General features: G+C 49.5%; 18 protein-coding genes. 17 read left to right on the top strand and 1 reads right to left on the bottom strand.

The window, feature by feature from the left end; all coding sequences use genetic code 11:
- Positions 1–56: 56 nt before the first annotated feature.
- On the bottom strand, positions 57–635 hold the full coding sequence (locus ACFPYJ_RS24010) for a nucleotidyltransferase family protein (protein ID WP_379190755.1): 579 nt from the start codon (positions 633–635) through the stop codon (positions 57–59).
- Between the two features lie 381 nt (positions 636–1,016).
- Between ACFPYJ_RS24010 and dapF the strand changes: the two genes are divergently transcribed.
- From dapF to spoVM, 17 genes are all read left to right on the top strand, one after another.
- Positions 1,017–1,847 carry a diaminopimelate epimerase gene (dapF, locus tag ACFPYJ_RS24005; RefSeq protein ID WP_379190754.1) on the top strand — a complete coding sequence of 277 codons (831 nt, stop codon included), beginning with the start codon at positions 1,017–1,019 and terminating at the stop codon, positions 1,845–1,847.
- A 24-nt stretch (positions 1,848–1,871) separates the two neighbouring features.
- Positions 1,872–3,758, top strand: a complete 1,887-nt coding sequence (locus ACFPYJ_RS24000) for a bifunctional homocysteine S-methyltransferase/methylenetetrahydrofolate reductase (RefSeq protein WP_379190753.1) — start codon at positions 1,872–1,874, stop codon at positions 3,756–3,758.
- Positions 3,759–4,073: 315 nt separating this feature from the next.
- Positions 4,074–4,334: an extracellular matrix/biofilm regulator RemA gene (remA, locus tag ACFPYJ_RS23995; RefSeq protein ID WP_020615370.1), complete on the top strand. Its 261-nt coding sequence runs from the start codon at positions 4,074–4,076 to the stop codon at positions 4,332–4,334.
- Between the two features lie 14 nt (positions 4,335–4,348).
- Positions 4,349–4,966 carry a guanylate kinase gene (gmk, locus tag ACFPYJ_RS23990; protein WP_379190752.1) on the top strand — a complete coding sequence of 206 codons (618 nt, stop codon included), beginning with the start codon at positions 4,349–4,351 and terminating at the stop codon, positions 4,964–4,966.
- Between the two features lie 15 nt (positions 4,967–4,981).
- A complete protein-coding gene (gene rpoZ / locus ACFPYJ_RS23985; protein WP_379190751.1) occupies positions 4,982–5,191 on the top strand; it encodes a DNA-directed RNA polymerase subunit omega in 210 nt (69 codons plus the stop codon).
- Positions 5,192–5,385: 194 nt separating this feature from the next.
- A complete protein-coding gene (gene coaBC, locus ACFPYJ_RS23980) occupies positions 5,386–6,603 on the top strand; it encodes a bifunctional phosphopantothenoylcysteine decarboxylase/phosphopantothenate--cysteine ligase CoaBC (RefSeq protein WP_379190750.1) in 1,218 nt (405 codons plus the stop codon).
- On the top strand, positions 6,600–9,206 hold the full coding sequence (priA, locus tag ACFPYJ_RS23975; protein WP_379190749.1) for a primosomal protein N': 2,607 nt from the start codon (positions 6,600–6,602) through the stop codon (positions 9,204–9,206). Before coaBC ends, priA begins: the two co-directional genes overlap by 4 nt.
- A gap of 64 nt (positions 9,207–9,270) precedes the next feature.
- A complete protein-coding gene (gene def, locus ACFPYJ_RS23970; protein ID WP_379190748.1) occupies positions 9,271–9,759 on the top strand; it encodes a peptide deformylase in 489 nt (162 codons plus the stop codon).
- A gap of 4 nt (positions 9,760–9,763) precedes the next feature.
- Positions 9,764–10,711, top strand: a complete 948-nt coding sequence (gene fmt / locus ACFPYJ_RS23965) for a methionyl-tRNA formyltransferase (RefSeq protein ID WP_379190747.1) — start codon at positions 9,764–9,766, stop codon at positions 10,709–10,711.
- Complete coding sequence (rsmB, locus tag ACFPYJ_RS23960) at positions 10,654–12,123, top strand: 16S rRNA (cytosine(967)-C(5))-methyltransferase RsmB (RefSeq protein WP_379190746.1); 1,470 nt, start codon at positions 10,654–10,656, stop codon at positions 12,121–12,123. Before fmt ends, rsmB begins: the two co-directional genes overlap by 58 nt.
- A 112-nt stretch (positions 12,124–12,235) precedes the next feature.
- The gene (gene rlmN, locus ACFPYJ_RS23955) at positions 12,236–13,282 is read left to right on the top strand and encodes a dual-specificity RNA methyltransferase RlmN (protein ID WP_379190745.1); all 1,047 of its coding nucleotides are present in this window, start codon (positions 12,236–12,238) and stop codon (positions 13,280–13,282) included.
- Positions 13,283–13,288: 6 nt separating this feature from the next.
- Positions 13,289–14,044, top strand: a complete 756-nt coding sequence (locus tag ACFPYJ_RS23950; protein ID WP_379190744.1) for a Stp1/IreP family PP2C-type Ser/Thr phosphatase — start codon at positions 13,289–13,291, stop codon at positions 14,042–14,044.
- Between the two features lie 5 nt (positions 14,045–14,049).
- Positions 14,050–16,227: a Stk1 family PASTA domain-containing Ser/Thr kinase gene (pknB, locus tag ACFPYJ_RS23945; RefSeq protein ID WP_379190743.1), complete on the top strand. Its 2,178-nt coding sequence runs from the start codon at positions 14,050–14,052 to the stop codon at positions 16,225–16,227.
- 67 nt (positions 16,228–16,294) lie between these two features.
- Positions 16,295–17,140, top strand: coding sequence for a ribosome small subunit-dependent GTPase A (gene rsgA, locus ACFPYJ_RS23940; protein ID WP_379190879.1), 846 nt, complete (start codon positions 16,295–16,297; stop codon positions 17,138–17,140).
- A 1-nt stretch (position 17,141) separates the two neighbouring features.
- Positions 17,142–17,786 (top strand): ribulose-phosphate 3-epimerase, encoded by a 645-nt coding sequence (gene rpe / locus ACFPYJ_RS23935; RefSeq protein WP_379190742.1) that lies wholly within the window; start codon positions 17,142–17,144, stop codon positions 17,784–17,786.
- 14 nt (positions 17,787–17,800) lie between these two features.
- Positions 17,801–18,088, top strand: coding sequence for a hypothetical protein (locus ACFPYJ_RS23930; protein WP_379190741.1), 288 nt, complete (start codon positions 17,801–17,803; stop codon positions 18,086–18,088).
- Between the two features lie 208 nt (positions 18,089–18,296).
- Positions 18,297–18,377 carry a stage V sporulation protein SpoVM gene (gene spoVM / locus ACFPYJ_RS23925; RefSeq protein ID WP_010345573.1) on the top strand — a complete coding sequence of 27 codons (81 nt, stop codon included), beginning with the start codon at positions 18,297–18,299 and terminating at the stop codon, positions 18,375–18,377.
- Positions 18,378–18,503 lie beyond the last annotated feature (126 nt).

The raw sequence follows: 18,503 nt of genomic DNA, 5'->3' as shown, positions 1-18,503 counted from the left end.
ATAAGGTTTCCTTTCATGCAAGAAGCCGGTGGAAATTCCCGCCGGCTTCTTCTTGATTAAATCATAGCTGCTCTATGTATAGTGACTTTATCCCAGATGAGCTGCCAGTTTTTCTTAAGGATACGTGCTTCGAAGGTCGCAGACAAGGGCTGATTGGGCTCAAATAACGGGGTGGGTCTCACGATGAAATTCACCAAATCATCTATACCGTGAGGAGCAGTTAAGACCAGGCTGTCCTTTTCATTTAGACGTACGCCTAATGAAGTGGCTGTCTCCGGAAATTTAGAAATGGCATCTTCGGCTGAAGAATAGGGCGGGAGATCGTTGAGCATATGCATTCTTGCTTCATTCTTAACTGACCAAGGGACACCCGGAAGCAGCTTGTGAAGCTTTGCTTCGAGCTGTTTTTCCTCGGATTCCAAGATATGAGCGGCATCGTAATACACCACATCCACATCCGGCGTAACTGTTCTCTCCTCGTAGCCATGAAGGGTATCCCAAACCTTACCCCGCACAAAACCGGCACAAACCCACCAATCCGGCAAACCCAATTCCCGTACCGAAAACAAAATATCCATCATCCAGCGGTCTTCCCGAATAACCTGCAAAATATCGTCCTCATTCCGGATTTCCATCACACACAACCCCTCGCGAATGTATGTTCTTATTATATAAAATGTTGTACAAAGTGGAAAGAAAAATGGATTACAAGTTTGCCTGCAAGCTTTTTCGTTCCAAAGTAAAGCGTGTCCCAAAGGGACGAAAGCGAGCAAAGCACGCTTACTCATTCCGGTACTCTGCCGCATTAACTTATACCTTCCGGGTGTCCAGAGGGCCGGGCCCTCGGGGTCCCCCTTTCCAAGGGGGATTTAGGGGGATGCCATTGATTTAACGGATGTACTTTAATGCAAACATTGCAACAATTTATCAATAGCAATCCCCCAATCTTTGCGGTATGCTAATAGGAAAATTAAGAACGCTGTCATATTTTCGTTCGATCAGAAGGAGCTAAGCCAATGAATTTTACCAAAATGCATGGACTGGGCAATGATTTTATCGTCGTTGAGGGTGAAACTAAATTACCGGATAACGCAGCTGAGCTGGCTGAACAATTGTGCAATCGCTTCTTCGGCATAGGCGCTGATGGACTTGTATACATCCTGCCTTCGGAGAAAGCCGATTTCCGTATGCGGATCATGAATTCCGACGGATCGGAAGCAGAGCAATGCGGGAATGCGATTCGCTGCGTTGCCAAATACGTCTATGATAATGGTTTAACCGATAAAGAAAACATTACGATCGAAACGCTTGGTGCAGGCGTGCAGCAGGTTCAATTGCGGGTTGCGGGCGGCAAAGTGGAGACTGTTCGCGTTGATATGGGACAGCCTATTCTTAACGGCCTGCAGGTTCCAACTACAATTGATGCAAATCCGGTCATCAACCAACAGATCGAAGTGGATGGACATGAGTTTCATTTTACTGCGGTATCCATGGGCAATCCGCACTGCGTCATTTATGTGGACGATGCGGTTCATTTTGACCTGAATACATGGGGGCCTAAACTAGAGGTTCATCCGTTATTCCCGCGTAAAATCAATGTGGAATTTGTAACGGTCCTCTCGAGAGATTTCACCGATATGCGTGTTTGGGAACGCGGTGCGGGACCTACTCTTGCATGCGGAACAGGCGCTTGTGCAACGGTAGTAGCTTCCGTATTGAACGGGTTTACGGATCGCACGGCAACGGTATCGCTGAAAGGCGGAGATTTGCTGATCGAATGGAATGAAGAAGATAACCATGTATATATGTCTGGACCGGCAGCAGAAGTGTACCGCGGTACACTATAAGGAAATCACGAAGGAGTTTTGACAATGAAACCGGATTTGCGGGAAGCGTTGAAGACGCGCATCTTGACCGGCGACGGAGCGATGGGAACCTATCTATATCAGATGGGGTTCCCTGTCGGCGTTTCATATGAAGAATTTAATTTGCTTCGCCCGAATGTAATCGAAGACGTTCACCGCCGTTATTACGAGGCGGGTGCAAGAGTAATTGAGACGAACACATTCTCCGCAAATTACGAAAGCTTATCCCGCTACGGGCTGGATGGGGAAGTAGAAGCGATCAACCGTGCGGGCGTGCAAATCGCCCGATCCGCCGTCGGCAGCGACGCTTATGTCGTTGGAGCCGTTGGTTCCATCCGTGCGGGTAAACGGAAAAATATCCGTTCGAACCAGCTGATGCAATCGTTTCATCGGCAGATTGATGCATTGCTTAGCGCGGGCGTAGATGGTCTGCTATTAGAAACCTTTTACGATCTGGAAGAGGTGCTGTTGGCGCTTCGTCTCATCCGCAAGGTCTCGGATGTTCCGGTTATTTGCCAATTTGCAGTAGAAAAGGAAGCGGTGACGCAGGACGGTCATCCGCTCGGAATTGCCTTCGAAACCCTTCGTCAAGAGGGAGCAGACGTTGTCGGCTTCAACTGCCGAAGCGGCCCGAACGGCATTATGCGCGCCATTGATTCCATCAATGCAGAAGTGAAATTACCGCTGTCCGTTTATCCGAATGCGGGTATTCCGGATTATGTGGATGGAAAATATATGTTTACGGCAACGCCGGAGTATTTTGCAGAATCAGCCCGTAAATTCGCCGATCGCGGCGCACGGATCGTTGGGGGCTGCTGCGGAACGACGCCAGAGCATATTGCAGCTATAGCCGCTGCGCTGAATGGTTATATCCCTCAGCCGGTGGATCTCGAGCAGCAGCAATCAACGGGTATTCAATCGCCGGCCGTAACGATTACGGCATCACCTCCGCAAGAAGAAGCAGCCCATGCAGCGGGAGGGAATTTCTATCAAGAGCCGTCAATCGTCGATCTGGTCAAACAACGGCATACGGTTATTGTAGAGCTGGATCCTCCGCGGGATCTTGATATCCGCAAGTTTATGCAAGGTGCCCAAGCGCTGAAGGATATCAAAGCGGACGCGGTAACCATGGCCGATAATTCATTGGCCGTCACCCGGATGAGCAATATCGCGCTGGCATCGCTTGTCCAACAGCAGGTAGGGATAAGGCCGCTGGTGCACATTGCTTGCCGGGACCGTAACCTGGTCGGAACGCAGTCGCATATGATGGGACTAGATGCACTCGGAATCGACCATGTGCTGGCGGTGACCGGCGACCCTGCACGGTTTGGGGATTTGCCGGACTCAAGTTCCGTATACGATTTGACGTCCTTCGAAATGATACGGATGATCAAACAGTTAAACGAGGGTGTCGCATTCTCAGGTAAGCCGCTGAAGCAAAAGGCGAAATTCATCACTGGAGCTGCGTTTAATCCAAACGTCAAGTACCTGGACAAAGCTGTTGCACGTCTGGAACGCAAAATCGCGTCCGGTGCCGATTATATTATGACTCAGCCTGTGTACGACAAGGAACTGATTATTCGTGTGGCGGAAGCGGTAAAAGACTTACCCGTCCCGGTATTTATCGGCATTATGCCTCTTGCGAGCGGAAGAAACGCGGAGTATCTGCATAATGAAGTGCCGGGAATTCAGCTTTCGGATGAGGTTCGCAAACGGATGGCCGGACTTGAAGGGGAAGCTGGCCGTGCCGAAGGTGTCCGCATAGCGGAGGAGCTCCTCGAAACTGCTTTACAATATTTTAACGGCATCTATTTAATCACTCCGTTTATGTTCTATGACATGACTGTTCAACTAACGGATTACGTGTGGCAAAAAACAGGCTTAACGCGATGAAATCTCGTTTTTTCTCCCGATTGCGCTTTAACACTTGTTCGTCTTACGAAAATGGATTAGAATAAGATAATGGATGCACCTGCCATGCCGGTTAAGAGCTAATAATGACAGGCATTGAAGCGGGGTTGTACTTGACAGGATTATTTACGGGTAGAACGAACGTATGCTCCGGACTTTTTTCGTCAAGAATAGTGCAATATGTCTGTCTTTGTTCAACATTTTGGCAGAATATTCGACTCCATCATTCTTGCGTTTATTTATACATCGTGTACAATTGCATTTGCATGCACGAGAGAGACCGGAGGGGAACCTGACGTGGCGATCAAATTAATTAATATCGGCTTCGGAAATATCGTATCAGCCAACCGCATTATTTCTATTGTGAGCCCAGAATCTGCGCCGATTAAACGAATTATTCAAGAAGCACGCGACCGTCATATGCTGATTGATGCAACATATGGCAGACGCACACGCGCTGTTATTATTACGGACAGCGATCACGTTATCTTGTCAGCGGTACAGCCGGAGACGGTCGCGCACCGATTATCGACTAAGGATGACGATCACGACGAATAGTGACGGGGAGTATTATGAATAAGGGATTGCTAATTGTATTATCCGGCCCTTCGGGCGTAGGTAAAGGAACGGTTTGTACGGAGCTTCGTCAGCGGCATAAGGATTTGGTGTATTCCGTTTCGGCTACGACACGGGTGCCACGCGCTGGAGAAGTCGACGGTGTAAACTACTTTTTCAAATCCAAAGATCAGTTTTTGGATATGATAGCACGAGATGCGCTGCTGGAGCATGCAGAATACGTGGGTAACTACTACGGGACGCCGCGTGATTTTGTAGAACGGACGCTGGCTTCTGGAAAAGATATCATTCTTGAGATTGAAGTGCAAGGGGCATTGAAAGTAAAAGAAAAGTTTCCACAAGGGGTCTTTATTTTTCTTGTACCGCCATCATTGGACGAACTGAAAGACCGCATTACGGGTCGCGGCACGGAGAATTCTGATGTTATCGATCACCGTATGTCTGTAGCAGTAGAAGAAATGAACCTGATTCGCTATTACGATTATGCGGTCGTTAACGATCAAATTGATTCCGCATGTTATCGAATACAAAGTATCATCACGGCAGAGCACTGCCGCAAGGATCGGTTCATTGCCGACCTGGAAACGATGAAAGAAGCTACAGAAAAAGCTTGAGCGGGGTGAGAAATCGTGTTATATCCATCTATTGATGAAATGATGAAGAAGGTTGACAGCAAATATTCTCTGGTTGTTGCTGCATCGCGCCGGGCAAGATTGCTTAGAGATGGCGGTAAGACGGATCTGCGTCTTCCCAAGTCCCATAAGTTTGTCGGAGTTGCCCTGGAAGAAATCTACAATGACATTCTTCTCGTAGAAAGCTCCGGTAATCCACAGGATTAAGTATTACTCCATGATGCTGGGCCAATAACAACCTTAGGGTTGTTATTTTTTTAGATACAAGAACGAACAATTTCAAGAGGGGGAAGAAACTTGTCGAGCCGCAGCCGGGGCTGGCAAGTTTTCTTCTTGTGTGAGGATAGGACTCTTTGCAAAGGTGACTCTTGTGATTTTGCTATGATAAGGGGCGGGATGAAGTGCTGAATGGAAAAACGATTGTGCTTGGCATCTCTGGCGGAATCGCAGCGTATAAAGCGGCAGCGCTGTGCAGTAAATTAGTACAGGCCGGCGCTAACGTCCGGGTGATTATGACGGAATCGGCGACGAAATTCATAGCTCCGCTCACGCTTCAGACGCTCTCGCGCCATCCAGTGTACATAGATACATTTGATGAGTTTAATGCGGCAGTCGTGTCGCATATTGATTTGGCAGACAGCGCTGATCTAGTTATTATTGCGCCGGCTACGGCCAATATCATTGCAAAGATGGCAAATGGCTTGGCAGATGACATGCTGAGTACGACGCTGCTTGCTGCGACAGCGCAGGTTCTGGTTGCGCCTGCCATGAATGTGCACATGTATGCCCATCCGGCGGTTGAGCATAATATGGCGCTGCTGGCGGAGCGGGGTGTTCGCTTTATCGAGCCGGGTACAGGTCAGCTTGCTTGCGGCTATGTAGGCAAAGGACGGCTCGCGGAGCCCGAGGATATCGTATTTGCCGTAAAGAATTGGTTTGCGAAAAATCAGGAATTAAAGGGGAAACGCGTTCTTGTCACAGCAGGCGGAACGGTGGAGCGGCTTGACCCTGTTCGATATTTGACGAATGATTCCTCCGGTAAAATGGGCTTTGCAATTGCTGAAGCAGCAGCGAACCGCGGTGCTGACGTCACGTTGATCGCGGCGAGAACGACAGCGGATTCGGTTGCCGGCATCCGTGTCATTCACGTAGAAACTGCTGAAGAAATGCTGCAGGCGGTATTGAGCCGATATGAAGAGACGGATATTGTTATCAAAGCTGCCGCGGTAGCGGATTATCGGCCTGTCGTGAGAGCGGCCAGCAAAATGAAAAAAAACGATGGCCGGTTAATTATTGAACTCGAGCGTACAACGGATATTCTTCAAACGCTCGGTGAACGGAAAAAGGGTCAGTTTCTCGTTGGTTTTGCGGCGGAGACTGAACAGGTGGAGCATTATGCGATGGATAAGCTGAACCGTAAAAACTGCGACTTGGTCGTAGCTAATGATGTCTCTAAGGAAGGCGCAGGCTTCAACGTCGACACCAATATTGTGAAAGTATTCGGCCAAGAAGGATTGGTTGAAGAGATGCCGCTGCTCCAGAAGAGAGAGGTGGCGGATCGATTGCTTACGCTTATTGCACAGCGAATCACACATCCGGCTAAGGAGGCCGATGAATGATCGCACAGGTAATCGTCGATGTTCCGAGCCGTCAAACGGATCGGCCCTTTGACTATGAAATACCGGCATCATTAATGGGCTGGGTTGAGGTAGGCAGCAGGGTTGGTGTGCCTTTCGGCGGACGAGTCGTTCAGGGCTTTGTTATTGGCGTCTCGGAATTCTCGGATGTCAGCTTTGCGAAGCTCAAACCGATTGCCGAACTGCTAGATCATACTCCGCCGCTATCCCCTGATTTAATTGAGCTAGCACAGTGGATTAGCGATAAATATTGCTGTGCACTAACCACATCCTTGCAAGTCATGATACCGGCTGCCCTCAAGGGAAAAGCGGATACTGTTGTTTCGATAAGTGAAGACAGCGAAGAATCTCCCGAGCTGCTGCTTCCTTATGAAGGGGAATGGATGGATTATATTCGCCGTAATGGTGGAAGTGTGCGGTTATCTGCCCTGCAGCAGCGTTATACCTTGAACGCAAAGGCCATTAAGGGCGCCATTCGTGACGGTGCTTTAACGGAGCAGGTATCCATTCGGGATCGGATGGCTGTACGCAAAGTGATGACTGTTTTCCCGCCGGAAGATCGCGAAGCTGCACAGGATGCTCTGCATTCCTTTCCGCCTCGGGCAGCGAAACAGCGGGAGGTCCTTCGTTATATGCTGGAACGCGGTGAAGCGGTACCGATGTCGATCGTCGTTGAACAGGTGCCTGCCACCTCATCAACAGTGAAAGCTCTGGCCGATAAAGGCCTCGTCACCTTGCGAAATATTGAGCATAAGCGAGATCCGTACGCAGGCCGTCAATTTAAACGTACTGCTGCATTGCCGTTAACCGAGGGGCAGCAGGATGTTTACGGCGAGATTGTATCGACGCTGGATTCCGGTGATTCTCGCGTATTTCTCCTGCACGGTGTTACCGGCAGCGGAAAAACGGAAGTCTATTTGCAGACGATTGAGCATTGTTTGAAATTAGAGCGTCAAGCCATTGTACTCGTTCCTGAGATATCCTTAACTCCTCAGATGGTGGAGAGGTTCAAGGGCCGCTTCGGCGATGAGGTCGCGGTTTTGCATAGTCGTTTGTCTAATGGGGAGCGGTACGATGAGTGGCGTAAAATAAGAGAGCGCCGTGCTCGTGTAGCTGTAGGGGCGAGATCGGCGGTTTTTGCTCCTTTTGAGAGAATTGGGCTTATCATCATCGACGAAGAGCATGAATCCTCCTATAAGCAGGAGGAAACGCCCAAATATCATGCGCGCGATGTTGCGATAAGACGTGCGAGGCAGCACGGTGCCGCTGTTGTGCTCGGCTCCGCAACACCATCGCTTGAAAGCTTCGCAGCAGCTGCCCGGGGCGGTACAGGAACAGATCGTCCTGTGAACAGTGTGATCAACATTGGAATGAATGAACGAACAACTGCCGGATTATCTGATCAACAAAAAGGTCATTCCGGGTATTTCCCCGTTCCAGACCGCACATCGACAGCGGCACTGCTGCCAATGCCGAACCGGGTAGGGATGAGGCCTATGCCGCAGGTGCATTTAGTCGATATGAGGGATGAGCTGAAGGAAGGCAACCGTTCCATGTTCAGCCGTCAGCTTCATCAAGCGCTGCTGCATCGTTTGGAACGGGGTGAGCAAGCAGTCTTACTGCTTAATCGCCGCGGTTATTCAACTTTCGTCATGTGCCGTTCATGCGGCTACACAGCTCTTTGTCCGCATTGCGATATCTCTTTAACCTATCATCAAAAAAGCCGTGTACTTCGCTGCCATTATTGCGGCCATTCAGAGCAGGCTCCGACCAAATGTCCGACATGCGAGAGTGAGCATATCCGCTTTTTCGGTACGGGTACGCAGCGGGTGGAGGAGGAACTTTCCAAGCTTTTTCCAGGAATTCGCGTCATTCGCATGGACGTTGATACCACGACGGAGAAAGGTTCTCATGAAAAGTGGCTGACGATGTTCGGCGAACGGCAGGCGGATGTTCTTCTAGGCACGCAGATGGTTGCCAAGGGACTTGATTTTCCATTTGTCACTCTAGTAGGCGTTATTGCTGCGGATACCTCACTTCATCTGCCGGATTTCCGCGCTGCGGAGAAGACCTTCCAACTGCTGACTCAGGTGGCAGGAAGAGCAGGAAGGCATGAATTGCCCGGGGAGGTCATCGTGCAGACCTACAATCCGGATCATTATGCGATAACGACAGCCCAGCATCATGATTATGAGGCTTTCGTGCAGGAAGAGCTCCGGCACCGAAGATTCATGGCTTATCCGCCGTTCTGCCGGCTGATTCTCGTAACACTGTCGGATGAACAGCTTGCTCTTCTTATCTCGACAGGAGAGAAGTTTGCAGCCCTAATCAGAGAGCTGGTTTCAGCGGCAGGGGTGCGCAGTTCGGACGATGGTGACGGCAGTCGTTATATTGATATTTTAGGTCCGGTCGCCTCTCCAATCCCGCGGATCAAGGATCGCTATCGGTTTCAATGTATGTTAAAATATCGTGGAAACGTTGATGCTGTCGCAATTTTGAAGCAAGCGATCCAGACTCTAGCAGGCCCCAAAGGTCAACCACCAGTTCAGATAAGCGTGGACGTTGACCCGCAGGTAATCATATAGAATCAGAAGGCTCACAACAAGTTTTATTAGAAAGCTTACAACGATCTCTTTAGGAGGAGCTACGATGGCAATCAGGCTTATAGTTAAAGACCCGGATCCTGTTCTTAGGGAGAGGGCGATAGAAGTAACGAAGTTCAATGCAAATCTGCATAAATTATTGAATGATATGGCAGAGACGATGTATGACGCGGAAGGTGTGGGTCTCGCAGCACCGCAGGTTGCTATTTCGAAGCGTGTCATTGTTGTCGATGTAGGAGATGAGCGTGGATTGATTGAGATGGTTAATCCGGAGATTGTGGAAATGAACGGCGAACAGCTGGGTCCGGAAGGCTGTTTGAGCATCAATAATTTGAACGGGGATGTCCGCAGAGCGCAGCACATTCGCATTAAAGGCCTTGATCGTAACGGCGTCCCTTTTGAAATGGAAGCTGCCGATTTTTTGGCAAGGGCTTTTCAGCATGAAGTGGACCATTTGAATGGTATCTTATTTACGGATATTGCAGAATCGATTTATGATGCGTCGGCCCGCCCGCCTCGTCAGCCGGGAGAGTGATGTAATGCGCATTGTATTCATGGGGACGCCGGATTTTGCCGTTCCATCTCTTGAAGCGCTGTTAACCGCAGGACATGAAATCGTCCTTGTGGTTACGCAGCCGGACCGGCCCAAAGGCCGCAAAAAGACGCTGACCCCGCCTCCTGTAAAGGATGCGGCGCTTCGTCACGGCCTTACAGTTGCTCAGCCGGAGAAGCTCCGAACTTCAGAGACCGTGGCACAAATTACCGACCTGCAGCCGGATTTAATCGTAACGGCAGCTTACGGGCAAATTCTCCCAAAAACAGTACTGGATGCACCGAGGCTCGGATGTATCAATGTCCATGGTTCACTTCTGCCCAAATATCGCGGAGGAGCACCAATTCAGCGCTCGATCATAAATGGTGAGACCGTTACAGGTGTGACTATCATGTATATGGCTGAAGGGCTGGACACAGGGGATATGATTAGCCGGGTCGAAGTTCCAATTACCGATGAGGATACTTCAGGCACGTTATTCGAGAAGTTAACGGCAGCCGGCGCTGAGCTGCTCATGCAGACGCTGCCTTCCATAGAGAATGAATCCGTCCAAGCGATTGTACAGAATCATGAAGAAGCCACCTATGCGCCTAACCTGTCACGGGAAGATGAACGAGTGGATTGGAACCGATCGGCAAAAAGTATCTACAATCAAGTTCGCGGGCTATCACCTATGGCGGGCGCATTTACACTGTGGAATTATGAAACGTTCAAGATATGGGGCTGCCAGCTGCAGACAGGCAGTTCAAGAACAGGTTCACAGCCGGGAACGGTGATTGGGACATCTGATGCAGGAATCATCGTTCAAACAGGTGACGGTCAATTGCTGTTGACCCATATTCAACCGGCCGGGAAGAAAGCGATGCCCGCAGCGGAATGGCTCAAAGGCGCCAGATTACCTTCCGGCACCGTTTTTGGCGGAGGTGCGGTTTGATCGGGCGTAAGCATCGAAGCGGCGGAAGAGAGAACCAACAGCCGAAGCGGCTGACTTCCCGCGAAGTTGCGCTGAATACGCTGATCAAGGTCGCTGAGGCAGGTGCTTACAGCAACCTGCAGCTTAACCGGGCCCTGCAGGATGCAGAGCTTTCACGCCAAGATGCAGGGCTCGCAACGGAGCTTGTGTACGGTACGATTCAATTTCAGCGTACACTCGACGATACCCTGCGGAAGCTGATTACCAAAGGTTTCGATAAGATATCTCCTTGGGTTCTATCGCTGCTTCGGTTGAGTGCGTACCAAATGCTTTACCTCGATCGGATTCCGCCTCATGCCGCTGTGAATGAAGCCGTTCAGATTGCCAAACGAAGGGGGCATTCCGGTATTTCGGGCATGGTCAACGGTGTTCTTCGAAATATGGAGCGCCAGCTGGCCGACCTTAAGCGGCCCAATGATGACCAAGATCCGATAACACGTATCGGACTTACGCATTCCTACCCGAACTGGCTGGTGAAACGCTGGATCAAGGTGTACGGAGAGGAGAAGGCAGAGGCGATTTGTGCCGCTGGTAATAATCCGCCTCATGCTAGTTTACGGGTAAACTTGCTGAGAATCTCCAGAGAGAAGGCGCTTGAGCTGCTTGCCGGAGCGGGTTACGAGGCGATGCCTTCGCCGCTGACTCCTTATGGCATAATCGTTAGCGGCGGTGGAAATCTTGCAGCAGCGGACGGTTATGGAAAAGGTTTGTGGTCGCTGCAGGATGAGAGCTCTATGCTTGTTGCAGAAGTCTGCGCGCCGGCTCCAGGTATGCGAGTACTGGATTGCTGCGCTGCACCCGGAGGCAAGACCTCTCATCTAGCCGAGCTGATGAATAATGAAGGTGCGGTTATTGCCAATGACGTCCACCCGCATAAGAGAAATCTCGTAGAGGAGCAGGCTCAGCGGCTTGGACTTACTATTGTTGAAGCCGTAACGGGAGATGCACTTGAGCTCGCCTTGCGATTTAATGCGGATTCCTTTGATCTTGTATTGCTTGATGCACCCTGTTCGGGTTTTGGGGTCATTAGACGCAAGCCGGAGATCAAGTGGACCAAAAAAGTGGAGGATGTATCGGCAATTGCCGATCTGCAGAGCCGGCTTATTAAAGAGGCTGCCAAGCTGGTTAAACCTGGCGGTACACTCGTTTACAGCACATGCACGATTGAAAGGCAAGAGAATGAAGATCAGATCGAATCGTTCCTGCGCGAGCATCATTCATTCGAGCTCGATACAGATTGGCCGGGGAATGTGCTTGAACCGCTTCGTCTTGCTGGGGTAATTGGGGATTCCTTCGATGGCAGTGTACAGCTGCTTCCGCAGCACTTTGGAAGTGACGGCTTTTTCATCGCCCGCCTTAAACGCAAGCAGTAACCCGTGAAAACGCCCATGACGCCTTAAAGTGGCCTGCCATGGGCGTTTGTGGTAAAATAAAAACTGGCTGAATCCAGCCCTAAAACATTTACTAAGAAACAGGTGTGAAACGATGAAACCGTTCATCTACGACTATACGTTGGAAGAGCTTCAAAATTGGATGAAAGAAAACGAAGAGCCTGCTTTTCGTGCTGGACAATTGTTCGAATGGCTTTATGTGAAACGAGTTAAAAATTTCGAGGAAATGAGCAACCTCTCGAAGGCGCTCCGTCAGAAGCTGGAGGAATCATTCCGGTTCGTAACCTTGAATGAAATCACCCGGTTTGAATCCAAGGATGGGACGATTAAGTTTCTGTTCGGGCTGCATGACGATCATGCCATCGAAACCGTTATTATGCGCCACAATTACGGGAACAGCATTTGTGTAACCACACAGGTTGGCTGCCGGATCGGCTGTACCTTCTGTGCTTCCACGATTGGAGGACTGAAACGGAATCTGACTGCAGGTGAAATCATTGCTCAGGTGGTTGTCGCTCAGCAGATCCTGGATGCGACCAAAGAACGGGTATCGAGCATCGTGATCATGGGATCGGGCGAGCCGTTCGAGAACTACGATGAAACGATGAAGTTCCTTCGCTGTATGATCCATGAGAAGGGGCTTAACATCGGTCAGCGCCATATCACGGTATCGACAAGCGGTATTGTGCCAAGCATGTACAAATTCGCCGAAGAGAACACGCAAATCAATTTGGCGATTTCGATCCATGCGCCTAATGATAAGCTTCGTTCCAAGCTGATGCCGGTTAACCGCAGGTTTCCATTTGAGGACGTAATCGAAGCTTGCCGTAATTACATTGCCAAGACCGGCCGCCGAATTACTTTTGAGTACGCGCTGATCGGTGGAGTTAACGATCAAAGCGAGCATGCTCAAGAGCTGGCCGATGTGCTCAAAGGCATGCTCTGCCATGTTAACCTCATCCCAGTTAACCATGTTCCTGAGCGCGATTATGTTCGTACACCCCGTGAACAAATCTTTGAGTTTCACCGAATCTTGGAGCGGAACAAAATTAATGCAACAATTCGCAGAGAGCAAGGACATGATATCGCAGCAGCGTGTGGACAATTACGTGCTAAACATATGGAGTCAACGGCGGGGTGATTGGTTGTGAAGGTTGCTTATCGTAGCGACATTGGGCGGATTCGCCTTGTTAATGAAGATCGAGGCTGGGCCCAGCTGATGGAAACCGGTCTGGCTGTAGCCATTGTGGCCGATGGTATGGGCGGACATCAGGCTGGCGATGTTGCAAGTCAGCTTGCAGTGGATACGTTCAAAGAGGTGCTGCTGGGAACTACGGCAACGCTGACGCTGGAAGAGAAAAAAGTGCTGATCCGGCAGGCAATCTTACAGGCAAATGAAGTCATTTATGATATGGCTTCACGAAATGATCAATATCATAATATGGGTACAACTGTCGTTGCAGCTCTTCTTCAAACGGAAAGTGGCGTCATTGGTCATATTGGCGATAGCCGGGCGTACAAATGGAGAGACGGGGTTTTGTCCCAGCTTACGGATGATCATACCCTTGTGAATGAACTTGTGAAATCTGGCCAAATTACCATCGAAGAAGCGGCAAATCATCCACGGCGCAACGTTCTGACCCGGGCACTGGGTACGGATGAGCAGGTAGAGGTTGATGTCAAAGGGATTTCCTGGAAACCAGGAGATATGCTGCTGCTATGCAGCGACGGCTTAACGAATATGTTAAGTATTCAGGAAATGGCGGATACGCTATCTCAGGATGACCTCGATCTGGATGCCAAAGCAGACAGGCTCATTCAATTGGCGCTGCAAGCCGGTGGAGATGACAACATTACGGTGGTTCTGCTGCATCATGCCGAAGACACAGAGCAAGAGGAGTGACCGACATGATTGGACATGAATTGGGCGGGCGCTATGAGATTATTACCCGTATTGGCGGGGGCGGCATGGCTTTGGTCTATAAAGCCCACGACATTTTATTAAACCGTAAGGTTGCGGTTAAAATTCTTCGTCAGCAGTTCGTGCACGACGAGGAATTTATTCGCCGGTTCCGGCGTGAAGCTCAATCAGCTGCGGCCCTTTCCCATCCTAATGTCGTTAGCATTTACGATGTAGGACAGGAAGACGAGACACATTATATTGTTATGGAATATGTAGAAGGTCAAAATCTGAATGAAATTATTCAAGAGCGTGCTCCCCTTCAGGTTGACGAGGCGATCCGATTCGCCAGTCAAATTTGTGATGCCCTGGAACATGCCCATCATAATCAAATTATTCATCGTGACATTAAGCCTCATAATATATTAATAGGCAAGAACGGACGGGTAAAGGTAACGGATTTTGGAATTGCCCGTGCAGTAACTTCGTCTACAATTACGCAGACCGGGTCGGTTGTAGGTTCTGTCCATTATTTCTCTCCTGAGCATGCGAAGGGGATCAATACGGGTGAGAAATCGGATTTATATTCACTTGGAATCGTCATTTATCAAATGCTGACCGGCAAATTGCCTTTTCTTGGCGAGAGTCCGATCAGTGTCGCGCTTAAACATTTGCAGGAGACATTTGAAGAGCCGCGTATCATTAATCCATACATACCGCAGAGTGTGGAGAATATTATCCTGAGAGCGATGCGCAAAAATCCGAACGAGCGGTACGCATCTGCGGATGAGATGCTTCGCGATTTGGAAACCTGTTTGAAGCCGGAGCGATTAAAGGAGCCTAAGGCTACCTTTAATAGTGATAGTCCCGATTTTGACGAGACAAGGGTTATGCCGGCCATTCGCGGCAGTATTGCGGACACGCTTGCTCCGCCGGCTGCCAATAACCGGGCAGAGAAGCCTGCAGCGGTGGATTCTGATACAGCTTCCAACCGTTGGGATTCCAGCGGGCTGGACGAGCCGCGCAAGCGGAAATGGGTGAAGCCGGTCGTTACGGTTGCTGCGACACTTCTCGTTATTGCTCTTGTGTATTGGGGTGCGCAGACGGTGCTTGGCTGGTTTGACATCGAGGAAGTCGATGTTCCCTATGTTGTCAATCAGAATGAAGCCAATGCACGGGATATGCTGGAGAAGGCCGGATTAAAGGTCGAGGAACCCACGGTGTATACGGATAAAGAAGGTTTTGCCAAGGATATTGTTTATGAGCAGTCTAAGCCTAATCAGCGCGTGAAGGTGGGCTCCTTCATTAAATTGTACGTCAGCACAGGGCCTAAGATGGAAGAGGCTGCTGATTATGTAGGCCATTCATATGATGATACGGTAGCAAGCCTCGTTGCTTTAGGTGTAGATGAGGAACGAATAGATAAAGATGAAGAATTCAGCGATGAAGCACCAGGTACTATCCTTAAACAAACACCTGAAGCAGGTGAACAATTTGATCCAAAGACCGCGAAATTTTCATTCACAGTAAGTCAGGGAAAAGAAACGTTCCCTATGCCTAAATTGCTGGATATGAAAGAAAACGATGCGGTTGCATTGCTGAAATCCAAAGGTCTTGAAATCAATCAAACCGATATTGTAAGGGAACCGAGCTACAAAGAGGAAGGTACGGTCATTGGTCAATATCCATATGAGCCTGATGCAAAGGTAACGAAGGGTGCGGAAGTTACACTGACAGTCAGCTCAGGGCTGCCGAAGGATGCGCTCGAGTATACATTCAATATTGTTATTTCACCGGCGGAAGCAGGCAAAACGAGTGAGATCCGAATTGTGTTTTCGGATGCGCGCGGCGAGAATATTGAATGGGGTAAGCGCAAAATAAAGGATACCCAAACGTTCTCCGTCAAGGTTGTTCTTGATCCAAATACGGAAGCGAAAGTTAATATTTTCCGTGATGGCAAATTCGTTGATATGTTCTCAAAAACCTATGAGGATGTAAAATCAGGTGCCGATTCCACCCCAGAAACCGTACCTGGTACAGATGCACCGATAATTGACTTACCGGCACAAACCGAGGAGAGTAATCCAGATGGCAGCACAAACACGGACACAACTACGAACCCAAACGGCACGGAACCAAACGGCACGGAACCACCAAACCAGGACGCAAACAAGCAGCCAGGATGACGGTCAAATTGGCCGCATTATTAAAGCTTTAAGCGGTTATTATTATGTGCTTCCGTTGGAAGCTGAGATGAGCTCTATGCCCATCCAGTGCCGCGCTCGGGGGATTTTCCGTAAGAACGATGAATCACCGCTGGTAGGTGATTTGGTACGCTACGAGCGAACAGAGAACGGTGAAGGGGCTGTTAATTCGATTCTGCCGCGCACCTCGGAACTCATTCGTCCGCAAGTGGCCAATATCGATCTTGCTGTCCTTGTTTTCTCTGTCACGGAGCCAGCCTTGAATTTGCAGCTGCTGGATAAGTTCCTTGTACACATTGAGCATGCCGGCATTGATGCTGTTCTTTGTTTAAGCAAACAGGATCTAACCAAAGAGGGAGAAGCCGCAGAAGAGGCACAACGTTCGATGGAAGATGTGCTTCGTATTTATCGGCCTATTGGTTATGATGTTCTCGTAACAAGCTCAAGGCAAGGGGAAGGAACCTCAGCTCTGAAGGATCGTCTCAAAGGGCACCTTGCCGTATTCGCCGGTCAGTCAGGGGTAGGGAAGTCATCCCTGCTTAATGCGCTCGTCCCGGGCTTAACGCTTGAGACGAATGAGATAAGCAACCGGCTGGGCCGGGGTAAGCATACAACCAGGCATGTCGAGCTCATTAACATCGGAGGCAGCTACGTAGCAGATACACCGGGCTTCAGCCAATTGGACTTTGCTGAACTTGGGATCGAGGAGCTGGGCAGCTGCTTTAGGGAGATGCGCGAGCTGTCTGCAGACTGCAAATTCCGGGGATGCACACATCTGCATGAACCGGAATGCGCAGTGCTTCGCGCTGTTGAAGCGGGCGAAATAGCAGCAAGCCGCCATGAGAATTATGTGCTGTTCATGGCTGAAATGAAAGAGAAAAAGCGGAGGTACTGAAATGTCTATCATAGCACCATCGATTTTATCGGCAAACTTTGCCGCATTAGCTGAAGATATCAAAAACGTTGAGACCGCGGGTGCCGATTGGATTCATATTGATGTGATGGACGGTCATTTCGTGCCAAATCTAACATTTGGCCCGCTTGTTGTAAACGCGGTAAGGTCTTATACAAAGCTTACCTTTGACGTTCATCTGATGATTGAACGCCCGGAGCTGTATATCTCTGAATTTATTGCCGCAGGTGCGGATCGCATAACCGTTCATGCAGAAGCCTGTGTTCATCTTCACCGTGTCATTCATATGATTAAGGAGGCCGGATTGCCGGCCGGGGTTGCACTTAATCCAGCAACACCGTTGAACGTCATCGAGAATGTCCTCGAGGATCTCGATCTCGTACTGATCATGACGGTTAATCCGGGATTCGGCGGTCAGAAGTTTATCCCTCAGTCGCTCGAGAAGCTGCGGCAGCTTAGAGGCATTCTGGAAGCGCGGGGCTTAAATAACATGCATGTGCAGGTAGATGGAGGCATCAACAGCACAACAGCACAGCTCGTAAGAGAAGCGGGAGCAAATGTATTAGTGGCGGGAAATGCGGTATTCACCCATAAGGATCGTGCAGCAGCAATTGCTTCTTTACGATAGGAGGCGATTCGAATATGGGTGAACGATTGAAGGCCGGGTTTCTTATTTTTCTGTACGGTATGGTTTGCGGCTTGCTGTTAGCTATTTTTCCTGTTATAGAGAGCATCATACGTTTTGTGTTCTCGCTTCTGGCTCTTGCTCTAGGCGTTTACACGTTCCGCCGCTTCGAAGCTGTTCGGTCACGGATTGTGTTCGTTGTACTGGCGATCTTCTTTTTCCTGCTGTTCACAGTCGTTTTCACGGCGATTTCTTATTATCATTCGCATCCGCCTAATTTGAGCGGAGCATCGTTAAGCGGTTAGACGCCGCATGCTTACAATGGAATAGGACAGTCTGCCGCCGCATACTATGGTTACATGAACGAATGTTCTTGTAGCCTTTTTTATTGCCTAAGAGGAAGGTGAAGGAGCCGATTCGGATGTTGAATGGCAGATGGCGCTTATACAGCTAACAAGTGGATGAACGGATTGGACTGCCGGGCTGTAGGCACATTTTTGGGAGGGGTGGAGCATGAAATTCTACACAATTAAACTACCAAAATTTTTGGGCGGGTTCGTTAAAGCGATTTTGAATACGTTCCAAAAAAACTAACGCCTATGAAAGCCGCAAAACGAATGAACCGTGCGGTATTCTCTGCACAGAAGACGGCGGTGATTTGGACGGCTGCATTTGTGCCTCGATATGCAAAAAAGCACCTGATCCTGTCAGGTGCTTTTT

The sequence above is a fragment of the Paenibacillus solisilvae genome (assembly GCF_042656405.1).
Lineage (GTDB): Bacteria > Bacillota > Bacilli > Paenibacillales > Paenibacillaceae > Paenibacillus_Z > Paenibacillus_Z solisilvae.
The sequence above is the reverse complement of the archived record's forward strand: the minus strand, read 5'-3'. Positions and strand labels throughout refer to the sequence as shown.